An 18183-nucleotide genomic window follows, 5' to 3' on the forward strand; every position below is an offset into this window, starting at 1 on the left:
CATCGGGGCATATCGTGTCCTGGTGGGAATTCGGCGCATCGACCACAACCGACCACCAGAGAGTACTCGAGGTTTCATGTCTCACTCTTCTTCGACGGTTCCCGAGTTCAGCACACCGACCGGGGACCAACCCGGGCAAGGGGACGAGAACAGCGATCATCGACGTGAGGGCCACGTCGCGATCGGAGACGCCAAGGGCGGCCCGGCGCAGGACCGAGTGTTCGCCGGCGTCACGCTGGTCGCCGGTGCGATCATTCTGGTGGTCCTGGCGGCCGTCGCCTTCTTCCTGACCTGGCAGGCCTCTCCGATCTTCGGTGCGGCGTCGAGCGAGGTCACGGGCGGAAAAGGTTTCCTGTCCTACATCTGGCCGCTCGTGGTCGGGACCCTGATCGCTTCCGTGATCGCCCTCCTTCTGGCGACGCCGGTGGGCATCGGCGTCGCCCTGTATATCTCGCACTATGCCCCGCCCCGATTCGCCAAGGGCGTCGGGTACGTGATCGATCTCTTGGCGGCGATCCCCTCGGTGATTTTCGGAGCGTGGGGTGCCTCCGTGCTGGCGCCGAAGATCGTGCCCTTCTACGACTGGTTGTCCGGAATCCTCGGTTTCCTGCCGATCTTCGAGGGGCCTCCGACGGCGACCGGCAAGACCATTCTCACCGCCGGGATCGTTCTGGCGATCATGATCCTGCCGATCATCACCGCAATGTGCCGCGAGATCTTCGCCCAGACCCCGGTTCTGCAGCAGGAGGCCGCGCTCGGTCTGGGGGCGACCCGCTGGGAAATGGTCCGCATGACAGTCTTCCCCTTCGCGAGAGCCGGCATCATTTCCTCGGTCATGCTCGCCCTCGGGCGCGCGATGGGGGAGACCATGGCCGTGACGCTTGTTCTTTCGGGCGGCCCCTTCAACCCCTCGCTCATCCAGTCCGGAAACCAGACGGTCGCTTCCGAGATCGCCCTCAACTTCCCGGAAGCCTACGGACTGCGCCTCAATGAGCTGATCGCGGCCGGTCTGGTCCTGTTCGTGATCACCCTGGTGGTCAACCTGCTCGCGCGCCTGGTGATCAGCCGGTACAAGGAATTCTCGGGAGCCAACTCATGAGCATCGCAACGACCTCCTCGAAACTCATCGGGCGGCAGGCACCCCGATGGCTGCCCCTGCTCATTGGCCTGTGTGCGCTGATTCTGGGTGCGGCGCTGTCCGCCCTGATCGGGTTCAGCATCGGCCTGTGGGCAGTCTTCGCCGGGCTCATTTTCGTGATCGCCGGGCCCATCGTCGTCGGGATGCTCGAAGGCTCGCGCAAGGGGAAGGACGCCTTCGCCCGCTACCTGATTTACGGTGCTTTCCTGCTGGCCCTGATACCCCTGGTTTCGGTCATCTGGGTGGTTCTCGGACGTGGCGTCCCCGGCCTCTCGGGAAATCTGTTGGGGACCTCGATGAACGGCGTCAGCGGCGTCACCGACAACGAGGCCGCCCAGGGCGGACCGGCCTACGGCGGCGCCTACCACGCGATCGTGGGAACCGTCATGATCACGTTCTGGGCGACGCTCATGTCGGTCCCGATCGGGTTGCTCACGGCCGTGTTCCTGACCGAATACAGCGACAGCAACCGTGCGTTCCGGTGGATGGGGCGGGTCATCACGTTCCTGGTCGACGTCATGACGGGAATACCGTCGATCGTCGCGGGCCTGTTCGCGGTCGCGCTCTTCGTCCAGGTCCTGGGAGACCCCTCGGCGAGATTCGGGTTCATCGCGTCGATCGCGCTGTCCGTGCTCATGATTCCCACGGTCGTGCGCAACACGGAAGAAATGCTCAAAATCGTTCCGAACGAATTGCGGGAGGCATCCTACGCACTGGGCGTCCGGAAATGGCGAACGATCACCAAGGTCGTGATCCCGACGGCGATGTCCGGCATCTCCTCGGGCGTGACCCTGGCCATCGCCCGTGTGATCGGCGAGACCGCACCGATCCTGGTCACGGCCGGCTTCGTGGCGAGCATCAATTTCAACGCGTTCAGCGGATGGATGACCACGTTGCCGACGTTCATCTACTACCAGATCATGAACCCGACGTCGCCGACCAATCCGCAGGTCTCCGAGGATCGTGCCTGGGCCTCCGCCCTGATCCTGATCATTCTGGTGATGATCCTCAACCTCGCAGCCCGCCTGATCGCCAAGATCTTCGCCCCCAAAACCGGTCGCTGAATACCGCGAACCGCAGCAAAGGAAAATCATGTCAAAGCGTATCGACGTCGAACACCTCAAGGTCTACTACGGGGACTTCCTGGCCGTCGACGACATCACCATGCAGATCGAGCCCCGGGCGGTGACGGCGTTCATCGGACCGTCCGGCTGCGGCAAATCGACGTTCCTTCGCACCCTGAATCGGATGCACGAAGTCATCCCCGGGGCCTACGTCGAGGGCAAGGTCAACCTCGACGGCGAGAACCTCTATGCCAAGGGCGTCGACCCGGTTCGGGTGCGGTCGCAAGTGGGCATGGTCTTCCAGCGGCCCAACCCCTTCCCGACCATGTCGATCCGGGACAACGTGTTGGCCGGCGTCAAGCTGAACTCCCGCAGAATCGCGCGCTCGGACGCGGACGAACTCGTGGAATCCTCCCTCAGGAGCGCCAACCTGTGGAATGAGGTCAAGGACCGCCTGGACAAGCCGGGCTCGGGGCTGTCGGGAGGGCAGCAGCAGCGACTCTGCATCGCCCGGAGCATTGCGGTCCGCCCGGACGTGATCCTCATGGACGAACCGTGCTCTGCCCTCGACCCGATCTCGACCCTCGCGGTCGAGGACCTCATCAACGAGCTCAAGGCCGAATACACGGTCGTCATCGTCACGCACAACATGCAGCAGGCCGCGAGGGTCTCCGACAAGACGGCGTTCTTCAATATCGCGGGCACCGGCAAGCCCGGCCGGCTGATCGAATACGCTCCGACCCAGGAGATCTTCAACAAACCCCAGGAGAAGGCCACGGAGGATTACGTGTCCGGCCGCTTCGGCTGATCGTGGGCCGTGACCGTGGGTTGTGCACCCGTGGTTCTGGCCAGGGCGGTCACAGAAGCGGCGACAGTGCGAGGAAGAAGATCGCGGAAACCACGACGGTCACCGGTATGGTCACGACCCAGGTCACCACCAGTCGAAACGCCGTATTGGCCCGCACCGCGTGAAATCGTTGATTGGACCCGGCCCCGAGCACGGCCGAGGCCGCCAGGTGCGAGGACGAGAACGGATCCCGGGCCACGGCTCCCGTACCGAAGATGAGCACGCTCGTCACGGCCTGGGCCACTGCCCCGCGGAAAGGATCCAGGGCGACCAGGCGGTCCGTGAACGTGTGTCCGATGCGCCAGCTGCCGAGCAGGGTTCCGACGGCCATCATGAGGGCCAGGAGGGCACACAGCAGGGTTGTCTGGGGCGTGCTGATGTCACGGCCGATCGACAACCACATCAGGGTCCCGATCACCAGGCTGCGGTGCCCGAAGTAGATGCCGTGGCCCAGCGAGATGAGGGATGTGCTCAGCGACAGCACATACCGTGACCGACGATGGATTTGTCGGGGGCTCGTGTGCTGGAGCAGGCGCACCAGAGGAATCACCACGGCCCAGGCCACGCCGAAGGCCACGAGCGGGGCCAGGACCAACGGCAGGATGACGTCGCCGACCATGGTCAGGCCGAGGTGCAGGTGGTTTCCGAGACCGACCTGGTTCGTTGCCCAGAGGCCCCCGAAGACCCCGCCGATCAGGGCATTGGTCGAGGACGACGGCGAACGCCGCCACCAGGTGAAGATTTCCCACAGGATCACGGTCAGCAGCGCAGCGGTCAGCACCGCGAGCCCGACGTCGTCGTGAGGGATCGTGAGCCACTGGTCAGAGGTGAGGGACAGAGTCACCGATCCCACGACCAGCCCCACCACGTTGAAGGCAGCGCAGACGATGAGCGCCACTCTGGGCGTCAGGGCGCGGGCGGACACCGGGACGGCCACGGCATTCGAGGCATCGTGGAAACACCCGATGGCGGTGTACCCCAGAAGGAAGAGACCGCACAGGACGAAAAGGAAGTACTCCACGCCTCAGGACTCCTGGACGAGGATGCGGCCAACGTCGGTGGCCACCTCCCGCACACTGAGCGACGCCGCCTGCAACTGGGCCGTGAACTGGGCTTCCTTGATGTAGGCCGCCGGCTTGAGGCGGTCCATCATGTCCGCCTGGTACAGATTCGTGGTCCGGATCGACTGCTTCGACATGCGCAGCACCTCGACCCAGTACTCGTCCAGGCCTTCGAGGTCGGAGAGATGACGCATCGCCTCGGCGGTCAGGGAGGCCTGGCGCTGGAGGAGGTCCAGGAGATCGGAAGCGCGATTGGAGAAGCGGTCCAGGGTGTGGATCTTGATGATGTGCGACGCCGAGGTGAGGGACTCCGTGGCCTGATTGAGACGCTGACCGAGCCGGTACAGGTCGGCGCGCGGAAGAGGCAGAACGAAGGCGCTGCGCACCGTGGTCATCAGGGCAAAGAACGCGTCCGTCGAGCGCCCCTCGATTTCCAGGGCCTGTTCGAAGCCCTGATCATGGTCGGAAACCGGCGACCCCATCATGCGGGATGCCGAGGAGGTTGAGTCGACAACCAGTTGCGCCATGTCCGAGAGCAGCTCGAGGGCCTTGTTCTCCTGGGGGAATAAGCGAAGTGCCACGCTCTGCCTTCCAAGATGGTGGTGGGGTGATCATTCCCAAGATAACCGCACTTGGTTAACAAGCTCGACTTGAGGCTTTCATGACGCACGGGGCCGCGGGCGGGCCTGCGGGGCCTGCGGGGCCTGCGGGGCCTGTGGGGCCGCCGGGCGTGAGGGTGATGCGGGGTAGCTGGGCGTGAGGGTGCTGCGGGCTTGGGGCTCGGAATTTGATGGCCTTGCGTCCCGGACGGCTCTCCTGCGCCCCAACTGGGAGGCGGTTACTCGATTCGGTGGCGGTTTCCGGCGGCAACGGTCCGGGCCCGACGCGGTGGCTTCATGGGCTGGGAGGCGGTTCCCCAATAGCGGGGCGGTTACCGGCGCAATTGGACGGCCTTTGAGGAGCCGGCCTACATCGTGCGGAGGCGGTTGCTCGATTCGGTGCCCTTTACCGGCGAAAAGAGGCCGGAATTCGTGGCACTCGGACGTCTGTTGGGAGGAGGCTTCCTGATTCGGTGGCGTTTGCCTTCGTTAGGTGGGGTCTGAACCGCCACCTAACGAAGGCAAAGGCCTCCCAATCGGGCAACCGCCACGCAGGAGGAGCTATCAAGCAACAGGCGCGGCCACAGAGGAGGGCCCACCGAGGCCGGACGACGAGCAGCGGAACCCGGACAGAAAAGAACCCCCGCCGAAGCGGGGGTTCTTCCCGAAGTATGGGGCACTGGACCGGGTGCGCCTCTCGGCGGAAGACCGCTCGTAGCGGCTAAATAATGGAGCCCGGGGCAACCTGCGGCCCAGTGCCTTGTATCCAGTGTGGTCCTCGTTCGCCGAGGCTGTCAAAGGACCCTGGGGATCAACGATTCATGGGGTTCCGGCGTTGCTTGAGTTCCTTGAACCAGCGTCCGCTCTGACCGACCCACAACATGATCGTGCCGATGATCAGGAGAATCGTCCCGATGGCCCCGATGATTCCCGGGGCATCCTGGAAGGCGCCGCCCAGGCCGAGGAGGCTCAGGATCGCGAGAATGAGCAGGACGATCCTGCCCCAGTTCTTGCCTCGGGTGGCCGCCCTGGCGGAGAGGAGCTGGAGCACGATGACGATCAGCGAGAAGATGGCCCCGGCGCTGAAGAAGCCCCAGGCGTAGGCGGCCTGCCCCTGATCAGCCAGAGTCTTGTATTCGTCGGTGGCCATGAAGACGAACGGCGAGATGATCAAGCTGATCACGCTGATGGCCGCCGAAATGTAAATGAGCCGGGCGGCGGTGTGCACGGCCTTGGGTGCCGCCAGGTCTCCGCCCTGGTTCTGGAGAGGACCATGACCGTTTCCTGCGTCGCCGCCCTGGTACTGGGGTTGTCCGCCCTGGTACTGGGGCTGTCCGCCGTTGGGGTTGCTCCCGTACTGAGGAGGCTGGTTCCCGGCCGGGGAATCGTGATTCTCGGTCATGCTTTCCTCTCAAAAGGTGATTGAACTGACCTTCCTATCAAAACACGAGGGAGTCCCGGCCCACAATGAATCCGCGCCGGCACGCGCGCATGCGGAATCGCTTGTTCATGATTTTCACGCCCGCCCCGGGAAATGAATCAATAAACGGTCACGATTCGGTCGCGAATCGGTTTCGGGTCCGCCGACGTGCGGCGATTCGTCGTCGTCGGAAAACCCACGGAAGATCGGACCCGCGCAAGGAAAACACGGAACCTTACGTTCCGGAGTCATAAAAACCTGGGTCGTCTTCATATGACACCGGTATTTCTCCGTCCCGTCGCTGTGCTCAATGACGCGACATGTGCCGTCAAAGAATCCTCATCCTTGCGGCCGTTCAGGAGGCCGGGTTTGAATACTTGCGTATCTATCCAGAGCGGCCGAGAGACCTGGCTCGACGACGCCGCAGCAACCCCCTCGTGACCCCAACGGGTCCGAGGCACGGTGCTCCCGCCAGGTCCGATGGAGTGTATCGGTTGTCCTTCGACGACGCCGGGCGCATTCCCCGGCCGATCCCGTGCTTTCGGTCGTGGGCCCCGAGTATCGACTGACGCCGCCTCCGTCGGGCGTACCGAAAGGAGACCCGGCGTGAAACCTGAAGACGGACCAGCACTGTCCTTCGAGCTGTATCCGCCGCGCAGCAGCCTGAGTGCGGAGGCCCTGGGTGCCACCATCGCCGAACTCGAGCCCACGCGCCCCGACTACGTGTCGGTGACGGCAGCCTTGGCCGGGGACAGGAGGCGCCAGAGTATCGACCTCCTGCGCCACCTCGTGGATGAGACCGAGCTGAAGCCGCTGGCCCATATCCTCTCGACCGGGCAGAACGCCGCCGAACTCGAGGACCTGGTTCAGGAGATCATCGATCACGGGGTTCGCGGGCTCTTGGCCCTGCGCGGAGACCGGCCCGATGACTACACGCTTCGCGAGGGCGAGTTGCCTTTCGCCCGGCACCTCGTCGAACTCATCCGCCGCGTCGAGGCCCGGGGATCGGCCAAATTGTGTGCGGGACGCCTCGCGGTCGGGGTCGCGGCGTACCCGGTTCGGCACCCGGAGTCCTCGAGCATCCACCACGACACCGAAGTCCTGCTCGCGAAGCAGAGAGCCGGTGCGGACTTCGCCATCACCCAGGTCTACCCCGATCCGGACGACTACGCCGGGCTGGTCGACCGGGCCCGCGCCAACGACGTCGACCTGCCGCTCATCCCCGGCATCCTGCCCGTGACCAGCCTGCGCAGGTACCTGCGCGTGTGCGACCTGGCGGGCATCGATCCCAACCGGGAGCTCGCCTCCCGCCTCGAATCGGCCGGATCGTTCGCCGAGCGCCTGGCCGTGGGAGTCGACTCGGCCGAGGAATTCGCCCGTCGGGCCCTCGACGCCGGGGCCCCAGGACTGCACATCTACACCTTCAACGAGCACCCGGCAGCACTCGAGCTCGTGGACCGACTCGGTCTGCGCCGAGGAACGCCGTCGAAACACCCGTCCGTCGCAAGAAAACAACGTGAGGAGATCACCGTGACCGAAACCAACGCCCCGAACCCCACCACCGCCGAGAGCCCGGCGAGCACCCAGGGCCGCACCTTCCCCGGAGCAAGCATCTTGGGTTACCCCAGGATCGGACGCGACCGGGAGCTCAAGAAGGCCCTCGAATCCTACTGGGCCTCCGACAGCGGATCCCACGAGCTGACCGCGTCCGTCGACTCCCTGCGCGCGCGGGACGTGCGTCGGCTCGCGGATCTCGGACTCACTCAGGATTCGTCGATCCCGGCCTCTTTCGCCCTCTACGACCAGGTTCTCGACGCCATCCTGGCGACGGGCGCCGTGCCCACGCGTTTCGCGGACCTCGCCGACGAGGAAGGCCGTCTGGACCGGGATGCGTCCTTCGTCCTGGCCCGCGGCGATGACGCCCGCGGGCCGTTGGAAATGACCAAGTGGTTCAACACGAACTACCACTACCTGGTTCCCGAGATCGGACCGCAGACCCCGTTCGCCGCGGATCCGCGGGAACTCATCGGACAGTTCCGTGCCGGCAACGGAGATTCCGGAACCCCACTGCGCCCCGCGGTTCTGGGACCGGTCTCCTTCCTCCTGCTGTCGAAAGCCGATGATGCCGCCCCCGAAGGCTTCGACCCCCTGGACCGGCTCGATGACCTGGTCGAGGTCTATCGCGGGCTGATCGACCAGGTGGCCGCAGAAGGAGCGCAGTGGATCCAGATCGAGGAGCCCGCACTCGTGACCGAGCACCACCGGCCCGACCTCGCCGGTCGCGTCCGTGACGCGTATCGTCGCCTGACGGCCGCGCGAACACCCAACGGCCCGTCGATCCTCGTCGCGACGCCTTACGGAGACGCAGAGGACCTCCTGGAGCCGCTGGTGGACGCGGGAGTCGACGCCGTCCACGTGGATCTGGTCTCCGGCCCGGACGGGGGAGGGCTGCGCGAACCCAGCGCGGACCAGCTGGCGCTGTTCACCGGCGAGGATTCACCCGTTCTGGTGGCCGGCGTCGTCAACGGACAGAACATCTGGCGCACCGACTTGCGCACGACGTTCGCGCTGCTCGAGGAGTTGCACGAGGCGGGGGCGAGGGTGTCGGTGAGCACGTCGACGTCGCTCATCCACGTCCCGCACGATGCCGCCCGCGAGGATCGGCTCGACGACCAGCCGCTGCGGTGGCTCGCCTTCGCAGACCAGAAGGTCGGCGAGACCGTGGTTCTGGCCAAGGGGCTGGCCGAAGGGTCCGAGGCGATCGCCGATCACCTCGAAGCATCCGATGAGGCGATTCGGCACCGCGCCGAGGCCCGGGGCACCCGCGACGCCGATGTGCGCGAGAGGGTTTCGGGCCTGACCGAGGCCGACGGTCATCGGGAGACCGCGGAAGAGCGCAAACGGAAGCAGGCCACCGATGGCATCGCGGCGAACCTGCCCGATGTTCCGACGACGACGATCGGGTCATTCCCGCAGACCGCAGACATCAGGTCGGCCCGCGCAGACCACAGGGCAGGCCGTCTGGGCGAGGCGGAATACGTCGAAAGACTCCAGCAGGAGATCCGGTCGGTCATCTCCCTCCAGGAGGATCTCGGGCTGGACGTTCTGGTCCACGGCGAGCCCGAACGCAACGACATGGTCCAGTACTTCGCGGAGAACCTCGACGGATTCGACGTGACCCGGTACGGCTGGGTCCAGTCCTACGGGTCCAGGTGCACCCGGCCGTCGATCCTGTGGGGCGACGTCAGCCGTGAAGGACCCGGTGTCAGGGGAGAGGCCATCACGGTCCCCTGGATCAGTTACGCCCAGTCGCTGACCACCAAGCCGGTCAAGGGCATGCTGACCGGCCCGGTCACGATTCTGGCCTGGTCGTTCGTCCGTGAGGACCAACCGCTCGCGGACACGGCCCAGCAGGTCGCCCTCGCCCTGCGGGACGAGGTCGAGGATCTCGAGAGTGCCGGAATCGGCGTCGTGCAGGTGGATGAACCCGCCCTGCGCGAGCTGCTCCCGCTGCGGGAACGAGACAGGCCGGACTACCTCGAGTGGTCGGTCCGGTCCTTCCGGATCGCGACGTCCGGGGTTCGGCCCGAAACCCAGATCCACACGCATCTGTGCTACTCGGAATTCGGTGAGGTGCTGTCCGCCATCGACGCGTTGGACGCCGACGTCACGAGCGTCGAGGCGGCGCGCTCGCGGATGGAGCTGCTGGACCCGCTTGCGGACATCGGATTCGAGCGAGGCATCGGTCCCGGGGTGTGGGACATTCACTCGCCTCGCGTGCCCACGGTCGGTGAAATCGAGGACCTGCTCGCCGCGGCGTCCCGAGCGATACCTCGGGACCGTCTCTGGGCGAATCCGGACTGCGGTCTCAAGACTCGCGGATACGAGGAGACCACCGCGGCCCTGGCCCGACTCGTCGAGTCTGCGCGTCGACTGCGTGCGGCCGTGGCGGTCTGACGGTTGTCCCTGGGCCCGGACGGTCCGCATCGATGCGGACCGTCCGGGCCTTACCGTCCGAAACGGACCTGCGGGATCAATGTCAGCGCGTCCTCGACGAGCTGGTCCCGATCCGCGTCGGTGTCCACGGCCGTGCGAATCAGAAGGCCGTGGAACAGGAGCATGAGGACATTGGCCAGCCGGGAGGGGTCGCCGACGACGTCGTCCGGGTCGGCCCCCTGACTGACCTGCATTTCCGACCAGGGCCTGAGCACCTCGGCAAGGCGGGTGCGGGCGAGGTTGATGTTTTCCTGGGCGACCTCGTGGACCTCAGGATTCACGGTGGATTCCGCGACGAACTGGATGAGCAGCGGACCGAAATCGATCGAGAACAAGGTCTCGATCAGCAACCGAGCGACATCCGAGGGGGCCAGCGAGCTTCCCGTGGCGGTCTCCATATCGGTCAGATCCTTGAGGGTCGCACCGAAAATGTGCTCCGCCGTGCCGCGCATGATGGAGGCTTTGCCATCGAAGTGGGAATAGATCGATCCGGGAGACATCCCGGACTCGGCGACGATGTCTGCCATGGAGGTGTTGGAGAACCCCTTCTCCAGGAAGCAACGGCGCGCCGCGGCGATGATTCGCTCACGCCGCTCGATCTTCGAGGATTCTGACAACCTGGGCATGGAAATAGAATATCCGTTCTGTTATTCTGAACGCAACTAGAAGGATTATTCTGTTTAGGAGCCGCTATGAGCGTTCAGGATTCCCGGCGCGCGGACGCCGAATCGGCAACCACCACCGCGAATGAGCATGTGGGAAGCCACCTCGGCAAGGTATTCGGGGTTTCGGTGCTCGCCGCGCTGATCGTGACGGTCTTCGTCCTGGCCTTCACCTGGCCGACCAAGACCTCTGAGGCGCACAACATGCCGGTCAGCGTCGCTGGCCCGAAGAAGGCCGTGGACCAGTTCGAGGACAAGATCAACGAGAAGTCGGGGGACACCTTCGACTTCGTGTCCGCCGACAGCCGCGATGACGCCGTCGACCAGATCAAGCACCGCGAAACCTACGGCGCCGTGATCTTGGCCGAGCAGCCTGGGACCCCGGAGGTCCTGACCGCACCGGCGTCGAATTCGGCCGCCACACAGGTCATGAGCGGCATCGCCGACCAGTTCACGCAGCAGATCAAGGGCCAGATCACCGGCCAGGTCGAGCAGATGAAGGCCGCCTCGGGCGGTCAGCTGAAACCCGAGCAGGCGCAGAAGGCACTGGTGTTGCAGGAGAAGGCCGCCGACACCAAGGTGGCCGAGACCGAGGTCGTACCTCTTTCGGACGACGACTCCAACGGGTCCGGTCTGGCCGTGGCGGCCTTCCCGCTGGTGCTCGGCGGCATGCTGGGCGGCGTAATGATCACGTTCTTGGTCAAGGGAGTGTGGCGGCGGCTGATCGCGGCCGTGGTCTACGGCGCGGCCGCCGGCCACCTTCATTCTGGGGTGTACGGCGATTCTCGGGGCACCCGGAATCGGTATCGGCGCCGTCGTGACCATGCTCCTGGGCAATCCGCTGTCCGGGGCGCAGGTCCCGTGGCAATTCATGGTCGAGCCCTGGGGGAGGATCGGACAGTACATGGTGCCCGGCGCGTCCAACACGCTGCTGAGGTCCCTGAGCTACTTCCCCGACGCCCCGATGGCCCAGCAGTGGTGGACCCTCGTCGTGTGGGTCGCGGTCGGGGTGGCACTGACCGCCTTCGGGCACTTCCGCCACAACCGCATCAACGATGAGCCCGAGGAGAGTCATGACGCCGATGGGCGTCAGCTCGGTGGCGAGTCCGCGGGCGACGCCGAGAACCACCCTGCGCCGCGGCATCGTCGCGGTGGCTCCGAGGTGGCCGCCGACTGATGCACCGGTGACGGTTCCACATCACCGCACGCAACGAGGGGTCGGGCGCCGACCGGGAACTCCCCGGTATCGGTGCCCGACCCCTCGCTTTCCGTCGGAGGCGGACCGTGGTGAGCGGGCCTGTTGGACGGACCCGTCGAACCGTGGCACCTCCGATCCGAGAATGCAGACTAGAGCTGCTGGTTGTTCACACGGACGGTCCGCTCATTGGTGAACTGCTGGAGCGCCCACTGGGCGTTCTCGCGACCGTAGCCCGAACGGTTGATCCCGCCGAAGGGGAACTCGGGGCTGGAGTCCATGTGAGTGTTCACGAAGGTCATGCCCGCGTTGATCCGCTCGGCGAACTTCCGGCCCTTCTCCGCGTCGGTGGTCCACACCGATGCCATCAGGCCGTACTGCGTGTCGTTCGCGATCCGGAGAGCGTCCTCTTCGTCCTTGGCCTTGTAGATCATGACGGCCGGCCCGAAGAGCTCGTTGCACCCGAGATCCGACTTCGGGTCGATGTCGGTCAGCAGCGCCGGCGACATGAACCAGCCGGGGCGGTCCAACTTCTCGCCACCCGTGTGCAGGGTGGCTCCCTCCTCGGAGGCCTTCTGGATCCGCTCCACGACCTCGTCACGAGCGCCCTCGGAAGAAAGCGGGCCCATGTCGGTCGCGGGGTCGTCGTAGGCACCCACGGTCACGTTCTCCGCGGCTTCCTTGGCCGCGGCGACGAAGTCGTCGTAGTACTCCTCGACGACGATCATGCGCTTGGGGGAGGTGCAGACCTGACCGGCATTCGCCGTCCGGAGGGTCACGGCCTTCTGGGCGAGTCCCTTGACGTCGTCGGTGTCCAGGACCACGAATGGATCATTGCCGCCGAGCTCCAGAACCGACCGCTTGAAGTACTTCGCGGCGATCTTGGCGACCGACGCGCCTGCCTCTTCCGAGCCCGTCAGGGAGAAGCCCTTGACCCGGAAATCCTTCAGGACCTCTTCGGCATCGCTGCTGTTGAGGTACACGTTGGTGTAGACGCCCTTCGGCAACCCGGCTTCCTCCAGGAGATCCTGGAAGGCCTGGGACGAGGTCGGGCAGATCGCGGCCTGCTTCATGAGAATCGCGTTGCCGACCATGATGTTCGGCAGCGCGAAACGGGCGATCTGGTTGTAGGGGAAGTTCCAGGGCATGATCCCGAGCAGTACGCCCAGCGGATCGTGCTTGACGTAGCTCTGGTCGGCGCCCTGTGCATCGGGAAGCTGGGTGTCCTCCAGGAACTTCTCCGAATTGTCGGCGAACCAGCGGGCCGTGAAGGCCACCTTCTTGACCTCGGCCTCGCCCTGCTTCTTGGGCTTGCCCATTTCCTTGCCGATGAGATCGGCGAGCTCGCTCGCCCTGCCCTCGACCAGATCGGCGAAGGCCTTCAGTACCTCGCCGCGCTTGCTGACGGGGGTTTCCTTCCAGTCCTGGAAGGCGCGGTCGGCGGTATCGATGACTCCGGCGATCTCCTCGGTGGTGAGGGAGTCGAAAGTCTGCTCGACTTCGCCGGTGTTCGGATTGGTCACAGCAAAAGTACTCATGCATACAGCAAAACCAATGTGCCGCGGCGCGTCCAGGCGTTTTCGACATCGGCGGAATGTTTCGGGTTTTTACTCCCCGCCGAGCGCGTCCGCGAGCCGACGTGCGGCATTCTCCGGGTTCGCGGCATCGGCAATGGCGCGTACGACGACGACCCTTCCAGCCCCCGCGGCCTTGACCTGGGAGACGGTTTCTTCGTCAATGCCGCCGATCGCGAAGAACGGCGTCGAGGACGTGCCGCACACGGGATCGAGGTCCGCGGCGAATGCGGGGAGGTCCAGTCCGACGGCGGGTCGGCCCGGTTTGGTCGGTGTCTCCCACACCGGGCCCGTGCAGTAGTAGTCCGTTCCCGGGTCCTCCGAGGCCGCCACGACCTGCGAACGGGTGTGGCAGGAGCGGCCCAGGAGGACATCGTCCCCGAGCACTGTCCGAGCCTGCTGCGTGGTCAGGTCGGTCTGGCCCACGTGGAAGACGTCGACCCGCGAGAGAAGGGCCGCATCCGCGCGGTCGTTGGCCGCGGAGAGTCCGCCCTCCTGCTCCGCGACTCGAACCAGCAGGCGAAGGGCCTCCAGCTCGGTGCGGACCGAGACTTTCTTGTCCCTGACTTGGATGATGTCGACGCCGCCGCGGAATGCGGACCGGAAGAAGAGTTCGAGCCGGTCGGTGTCCAGTTGCTCGACGGTATCCTGCCGGGGATCGGTGGCCAGGAACCTCTGCAGATCGCAGCAGAGGTAGAGGTGGGCGCTGCGGAGTCGTTCGAGGCGGGCGGCCCGGGTCGCAGACACGGACGGGGATTCCGCCGGCGGCCGTGGGCCCCGGCGGGGCGAATTCTTGGAGGTCGTCACGGATGCCACATTAACCCACCCCGGGACCACGGTCCGAGACTCGCACGACCGGCCGTGTGCGTCCCCGGCTATGCGGGCCTAGACTTGAGGGACATGGGAGTCCGGGAAGGCCGGACTGAGAGGGCAATACCGCCGACCATCAGGACTCGATGCGGATCATGCCGCCGTGAGGAGGATCAACCGATGCATATCGGTGTTGTGGGTGCCGGCGTCGTCGGCCTGCAGACCGCATGGCAACTGCGGTTGCGCGGGCATCGCGTGACGATTTTCGACCCGAGCCCCGGCCACGGGGCAACGCGTGCCGCCGCGGGAATGCTCGCACCCATCAGCGAAGTCCAATTCGGACAGGACAAGCTGTACCCCCTCATGCTCGCCGCGCTCCGCGAGTACCCGGAACACATTGCTCGTCTTGCTCGGGCCACGGATCGACCGCACGGTTACCTCGAGAACGGAACGCTCCTGGTGGCCGGGGACCGGGCCGATCTGACCCGGGTGGCCGACCACGCGCGGGTCCACGCGGAGCACGGAATGCACACGAGACCGATCTCGCAGCAGCGGTTGCGCGAGGCGGAACCCGGCCTCAACCCCCGGCTGGCGGGCGGCTACGAAGTCCCGACTGATCACCAGATCGACCCTCGTCTCCTCGTGGGGGCGCTTCAGGGTGCGCTGTCCGCGGAGCTGGACCCGGGCGACTTCCCCGGCGTCGGCCCTGCCGCGGTTTCCCGGGAGGAGACCGTTGTCCGGATCGACGAGTCCGACGGGGACGGGGCGACGCAGGATCTCACGACGGCGGAGGGCCGGGTACACCGGGTCGACCGGGTTCTGGTCGCCTGCGGTCTGGGATACCGGAGCCTCGGGGGTGTGACGGAGGGATTTCCGCTGGACCTGAGGGCGGTCCATGGCGATGTCCTCAGGCTCCGGCTTCGGGAGGGATACCTTGCCCCGGGGGAGAGGCACGTGGTCACTGCGACCGTTCGGGCCACGGTCCTCGGCCGCCAGGTGTACCTCGTGCCCCGTGCGGACGGCGGCCTGGTGGTCGGCGCCAGCGTTCGGGAGGACGGTCTGTCCGGGGTCAACGCGGGGTGCGTGCAGGAGCTGCTGGAGGATGCCGTGACCGTGGCTCCGGGGGTGAGGGACATGGAGCTCGTGGAGACCATGGCACGAGCTCGCCCCGGCACGCCCGACGACATCCCGTACCTGGGCCACGTCCCGGACGCCCCCGGCGTCGTGGTCTCGACCGGGTATTCGCGCCACGGAATACTGCTCTCGCCCCTCGGCGCCCGTCTGGGAGCGGCCCTCCTGACCCACGAACCATTGGGCGACGACGACGCCCGGCTTCTCGAGACCATGGACCCCACTCGCTTCGGCGAGGGGGCAGGACCGGCGCGCGAGCGCCTTGCAGGAGGAATACCCGCGTGAAAACCGTGAAAGTCAACGAACAGCAGGTCAGCGTGCACGACCGGGCAACGCTGGTGGACGTGGTCGGCAAGGTTCTGGATCGCGACCTGGAGCCGGACGGTCGTCCGACCGACGGCGGACGCCTCGGCGTCGCGGTGTCCATCGACGGCCAGGTCGTGCCCCGCACCGCGTGGCAGGAACGCGTGGTCGACGACGGAACGGAGATCGACCTGGTCACCGCCGTCCAGGGAGGATAAGGAAGAATTCGCATGGAACAGTCAACACAGACTATGGCACCGGATCACGGGACCGCGACGGGGGCCGCCGCGGAGATGTCCCCGATCCGGGTGGGTGATTACGAGCTCACGAGCCGACTCATCATGGGTACCGGCGGCGCGACCGACCTCGCGTCCCTCGAGAAGGCGCTGGTCGCTTCGGGCACGACCCTGACCACGGTGGCCGTGCGCCGTTACGACCCCTCGACCAGTACCAGCGTTTTCGCGCTCCTCGAGAGGCTCGGCATCGATGTTCTGCCCAACACCGCCGGGTGTTTCACCGCGCGCGACGCCGTGCTCACCGCGAACCTGGCGAGGGAGGCCCTCGAAACGAATCTGGTCAAGGTCGAGGTCGTCGCCGACGAAGACACGTTGCTGCCGGACGTGGTCGAAACACTGCGCGTGACCGAGACGCTCGCGGACCAGGGGTTCACGCCCATGGTCTACACGACCGACGACCCCGGCGTCGCGATCCGGCTGGAGAACGCCGGCGCCGCGGCCGTCATGCCCCTGGGCTCGCCCATCGGGACAGGGCTGGGAATCCTGAATCCGTACAACATCGAATTGATCGCGAACCGCGCGACGGTCCCGGTGGTGGTCGACGCCGGTATCGGCACGGCCTCCGAGGCCGCGCAGGCCATGGAGCTCGGGTGCGACGCCGTGCTCGTGGCTTCCGCCGTGACCAGGGCCCGCGATCCGCGCTCGATGGGCCTTGCCATGCGTCGCGGCGTCGAGGCGGGGTACCTGGCTCGTGCGGCAGGCAGGATTCCGCGCCGGACGGAGGCGCTCGCCTCGTCCCCGAGTCAAGGCAGGGTCCGCGCGGAGGACAGGATATGAGTGGCATCGAAGATCTGAGCGACGCCCAGCTCGAACGTTTCCAGAGGCATCTCGGTCTGGCCGGTTTCGGGCCCGAGGCCCAGCAGAAGCTCCTCGACGCGCGGGTTCTGGTGGTCGGTGCCGGCGGTCTCGGTTCTCCGATCCTCCAGTATCTGGGAGCTGCGGGTGTCGGACACATCGAGATCGTGGACGACGACGTCGTGGACCGTTCGAACCTGCACCGGCAGGTGATCCATTCCGAGGCCAATATCGGACGGTACAAAACGGAATCCGCGGCGCGCGTGGTCCGGGGGCTGAACCCGGAGGCCGACATCGTCGAGCATCGCGTGCGCATCTCGTCGGAGAACGCCTTGGACCTGGTGCGACCGGTCGATCTGGTCATCGACGGATCGGACAATTTTCTGACCCGGTACGTGGTCTCCGATGCGGCCGAGATGGTGGGCAAGCCCGTGGTCTACGGGGCGATCCTGAGGTTCGAGGGACAGGTCGGGGTTTTCTGGTCGGGGCACGGGCCGACCTACCGGGACCTCTTCCCGGAGGCCCCTGGGCCCGGGGAGGTGCCTTCCTGTGCCGAGGCCGGCGTGATCGGCGTCCTTCCCGGAGTGATCGGGACTCTGATGGCCACCGAAGCGATCAAGGTCATCGCGGGTGTCGGCGAGCCGTTGCTGGGCCGCGTGCTCGTGTACGACGCGCTCGCGGCGACCTTCCAGGAGTTGCGGCTCGCACCCGATCCGGACCGCCCTCGGGTCACGACCGTGGCTGCCGACCTGGTCGAACCCGCGGCGGGCCCCGCGTGCGCCGCGGCGGAGGAGCCCGAGCCGACGGTGCCGGAGGACGAGATCACGCCCGACCGTCTCCGGACCCTTCTGGCCGAGGGGAGGGGCGTGACACTCGTGGACGTGCGGGAAGTCTGGGAGAACCGACTCGGAGCCATCGCGGGAGCCGAGAACATTCCGTTGGGGGATATTGAGCGTGATTCCGGAGCCGAGGTCGGATCCCGGCTCGACCCCGAGACTCCGGCCGTTCTCTACTGCAAGTCCGGCGCGCGCTCGCGCAAGGCCATGGAAGTGCTCTCGGCGGCCAGGCCCGACGTCGATATTCGGAGCCTGTCCGGCGGATACGACCGGTGGGCTTCATCTGGGGCGTGATCGGGAACTTCGAGGCGGTCGCGCCCGAAGGTGATCTGCATCCGGACTCGGCGCGGCCCGGGAGCACGCCGCTTCACAAAACGTAATATCGGGTGGTCGCCCTGGTCTGACCGTGTTCCCGAGGCGCCGGTGGCCTCTGGGTAAGGCAAACCAAACCCATAC

At 66.1% G+C, this 18183-nt stretch carries 15 protein-coding genes and 1 riboswitch; of the genes, 9 read left to right on the forward strand and 6 right to left on the reverse strand.

Annotated features, from left to right (window positions below):
- Window positions 1-76 precede the first annotated feature (76 nt).
- From pstC to pstB, 3 genes are read left to right on the forward strand one after another with little or no spacing between them, the layout of a single operon-like run.
- Window positions 77-1099 carry a phosphate ABC transporter permease subunit PstC gene (gene pstC, locus ACTSLZ_RS03920; RefSeq protein ID WP_129315645.1) on the forward strand — a complete coding sequence of 341 codons (1023 nt, stop codon included), beginning with the start codon at window positions 77-79 and terminating at the stop codon, window positions 1097-1099.
- Window positions 1096-2202: a phosphate ABC transporter permease PstA gene (pstA, locus tag ACTSLZ_RS03925; RefSeq protein WP_443095778.1), complete on the forward strand. Its 1107-nt coding sequence runs from the start codon at window positions 1096-1098 to the stop codon at window positions 2200-2202. Before pstC ends, pstA begins: the two co-directional genes overlap by 4 nt.
- Window positions 2203-2230: 28 nt before the next feature.
- Window positions 2231-3010 (forward strand): phosphate ABC transporter ATP-binding protein PstB, encoded by a 780-nt coding sequence (pstB, locus tag ACTSLZ_RS03930; protein ID WP_129315643.1) that lies wholly within the window; start codon window positions 2231-2233, stop codon window positions 3008-3010.
- A 49-nt stretch (window positions 3011-3059) separates the two neighbouring features.
- Here pstB and ACTSLZ_RS03935 read toward each other — a convergent pair whose 3' ends face one another.
- From ACTSLZ_RS03935 to ACTSLZ_RS03945, 3 genes are all read right to left on the reverse strand, one after another.
- Entirely contained in the window at window positions 3060-4070 is a 1011-nt protein-coding gene (locus tag ACTSLZ_RS03935) for an inorganic phosphate transporter (RefSeq protein ID WP_129315642.1), read from the reverse strand.
- A gap of 3 nt (window positions 4071-4073) precedes the next feature.
- On the reverse strand, window positions 4074-4691 hold the full coding sequence (locus ACTSLZ_RS03940) for a phosphate transport regulator (RefSeq protein ID WP_443095779.1): 618 nt from the start codon (window positions 4689-4691) through the stop codon (window positions 4074-4076).
- Window positions 4692-5520: 829 nt separating this feature from the next.
- Window positions 5521-6111 carry a hypothetical protein gene (locus ACTSLZ_RS03945; RefSeq protein WP_443095780.1) on the reverse strand — a complete coding sequence of 197 codons (591 nt, stop codon included), beginning with the start codon at window positions 6109-6111 and terminating at the stop codon, window positions 5521-5523.
- A gap of 400 nt (window positions 6112-6511) precedes the next feature.
- Window positions 6512-6616, forward strand: a riboswitch (SAM riboswitch).
- 119 nt (window positions 6617-6735) lie between these two features.
- Here ACTSLZ_RS03945 and metE point away from each other — a divergent pair.
- Window positions 6736-10086: a 5-methyltetrahydropteroyltriglutamate--homocysteine S-methyltransferase gene (gene metE / locus ACTSLZ_RS03950; RefSeq protein WP_443095781.1), complete on the forward strand. Its 3351-nt coding sequence runs from the start codon at window positions 6736-6738 to the stop codon at window positions 10084-10086.
- 50 nt (window positions 10087-10136) lie between these two features.
- Here metE and ACTSLZ_RS03955 read toward each other — a convergent pair whose 3' ends face one another.
- On the reverse strand, window positions 10137-10751 hold the full coding sequence (locus tag ACTSLZ_RS03955; protein ID WP_443095782.1) for a TetR/AcrR family transcriptional regulator: 615 nt from the start codon (window positions 10749-10751) through the stop codon (window positions 10137-10139).
- Window positions 10752-10817: 66 nt separating this feature from the next.
- On the opposite strand from ACTSLZ_RS03955, the gene ACTSLZ_RS03960 reads away from it, so the two are divergent.
- On the forward strand, window positions 10818-11846 hold the full coding sequence (locus ACTSLZ_RS03960) for a hypothetical protein (protein WP_443095783.1): 1029 nt from the start codon (window positions 10818-10820) through the stop codon (window positions 11844-11846).
- A gap of 288 nt (window positions 11847-12134) precedes the next feature.
- Here the strand turns inward: ACTSLZ_RS03960 and ACTSLZ_RS03965 are convergent, their stop codons facing one another.
- On the reverse strand, window positions 12135-13520 hold the full coding sequence (locus ACTSLZ_RS03965; protein ID WP_443095784.1) for an NAD-dependent succinate-semialdehyde dehydrogenase: 1386 nt from the start codon (window positions 13518-13520) through the stop codon (window positions 12135-12137).
- A 69-nt stretch (window positions 13521-13589) separates the two neighbouring features.
- Window positions 13590-14303 (reverse strand): thiamine phosphate synthase, encoded by a 714-nt coding sequence (locus tag ACTSLZ_RS03970; protein WP_443095785.1) that lies wholly within the window; start codon window positions 14301-14303, stop codon window positions 13590-13592.
- Between the two features lie 243 nt (window positions 14304-14546).
- On the opposite strand from ACTSLZ_RS03970, the gene thiO reads away from it, so the two are divergent.
- The 4 genes from thiO to moeB all read left to right on the forward strand — a co-directional run bounded on the left by thiO (window position 14547) and on the right by moeB (window position 18021).
- Window positions 14547-15782, forward strand: a complete 1236-nt coding sequence (thiO, locus tag ACTSLZ_RS03975; RefSeq protein WP_443095786.1) for a glycine oxidase ThiO — start codon at window positions 14547-14549, stop codon at window positions 15780-15782.
- On the forward strand, window positions 15779-16018 hold the full coding sequence (gene thiS / locus ACTSLZ_RS03980) for a sulfur carrier protein ThiS (protein ID WP_129315196.1): 240 nt from the start codon (window positions 15779-15781) through the stop codon (window positions 16016-16018). The genes thiO and thiS overlap by 4 nt, the downstream gene beginning before the upstream one ends.
- Window positions 16019-16093: 75 nt before the next feature.
- Entirely contained in the window at window positions 16094-16873 is a 780-nt protein-coding gene (locus ACTSLZ_RS03985; protein ID WP_202976694.1) for a thiazole synthase, read from the forward strand.
- A complete protein-coding gene (gene moeB / locus ACTSLZ_RS03990; protein WP_443095787.1) occupies window positions 16870-18021 on the forward strand; it encodes a molybdopterin-synthase adenylyltransferase MoeB in 1152 nt (383 codons plus the stop codon). The genes ACTSLZ_RS03985 and moeB overlap by 4 nt, the downstream gene beginning before the upstream one ends.
- Window positions 18022-18183 lie beyond the last annotated feature (162 nt).

The sequence above is a fragment of the Rothia koreensis genome, assembly GCF_052232265.1.
Taxonomy (GTDB): domain Bacteria; phylum Actinomycetota; class Actinomycetes; order Actinomycetales; family Micrococcaceae; genus Rothia; species Rothia koreensis.

Excerpts from the sequence above, each read along its gene's own strand:
- pstC (WP_129315645.1), top strand. The coding sequence starts at position 77 with ATGTCTCACTCTTCTTCGACGGTTCCCGAGTTCAGCACACCGACCGGG.
- pstA (WP_443095778.1), top strand. The coding sequence starts at position 1,096 with ATGAGCATCGCAACGACCTCCTCGAAACTCATCGGGCGGCAGGCACCC.
- pstB (WP_129315643.1), top strand. The coding sequence starts at position 2,231 with ATGTCAAAGCGTATCGACGTCGAACACCTCAAGGTCTACTACGGGGAC.
- ACTSLZ_RS03945 (WP_443095780.1), bottom strand. The coding sequence starts at position 6,111 with ATGACCGAGAATCACGATTCCCCGGCCGGGAACCAGCCTCCTCAGTAC.
- ACTSLZ_RS03955 (WP_443095782.1), bottom strand. The coding sequence starts at position 10,751 with ATGCCCAGGTTGTCAGAATCCTCGAAGATCGAGCGGCGTGAGCGAATC.
- ACTSLZ_RS03960 (WP_443095783.1), top strand. The coding sequence starts at position 10,818 with ATGAGCGTTCAGGATTCCCGGCGCGCGGACGCCGAATCGGCAACCACC.
- ACTSLZ_RS03965 (WP_443095784.1), bottom strand. The coding sequence starts at position 13,520 with ATGAGTACTTTTGCTGTGACCAATCCGAACACCGGCGAAGTCGAGCAG.
- thiO (WP_443095786.1), top strand. The coding sequence starts at position 14,547 with ATGCATATCGGTGTTGTGGGTGCCGGCGTCGTCGGCCTGCAGACCGCA.
- ACTSLZ_RS03985 (WP_202976694.1), top strand. The coding sequence starts at position 16,094 with ATGTCCCCGATCCGGGTGGGTGATTACGAGCTCACGAGCCGACTCATC.
- moeB (WP_443095787.1), top strand. The coding sequence starts at position 16,870 with ATGAGTGGCATCGAAGATCTGAGCGACGCCCAGCTCGAACGTTTCCAG.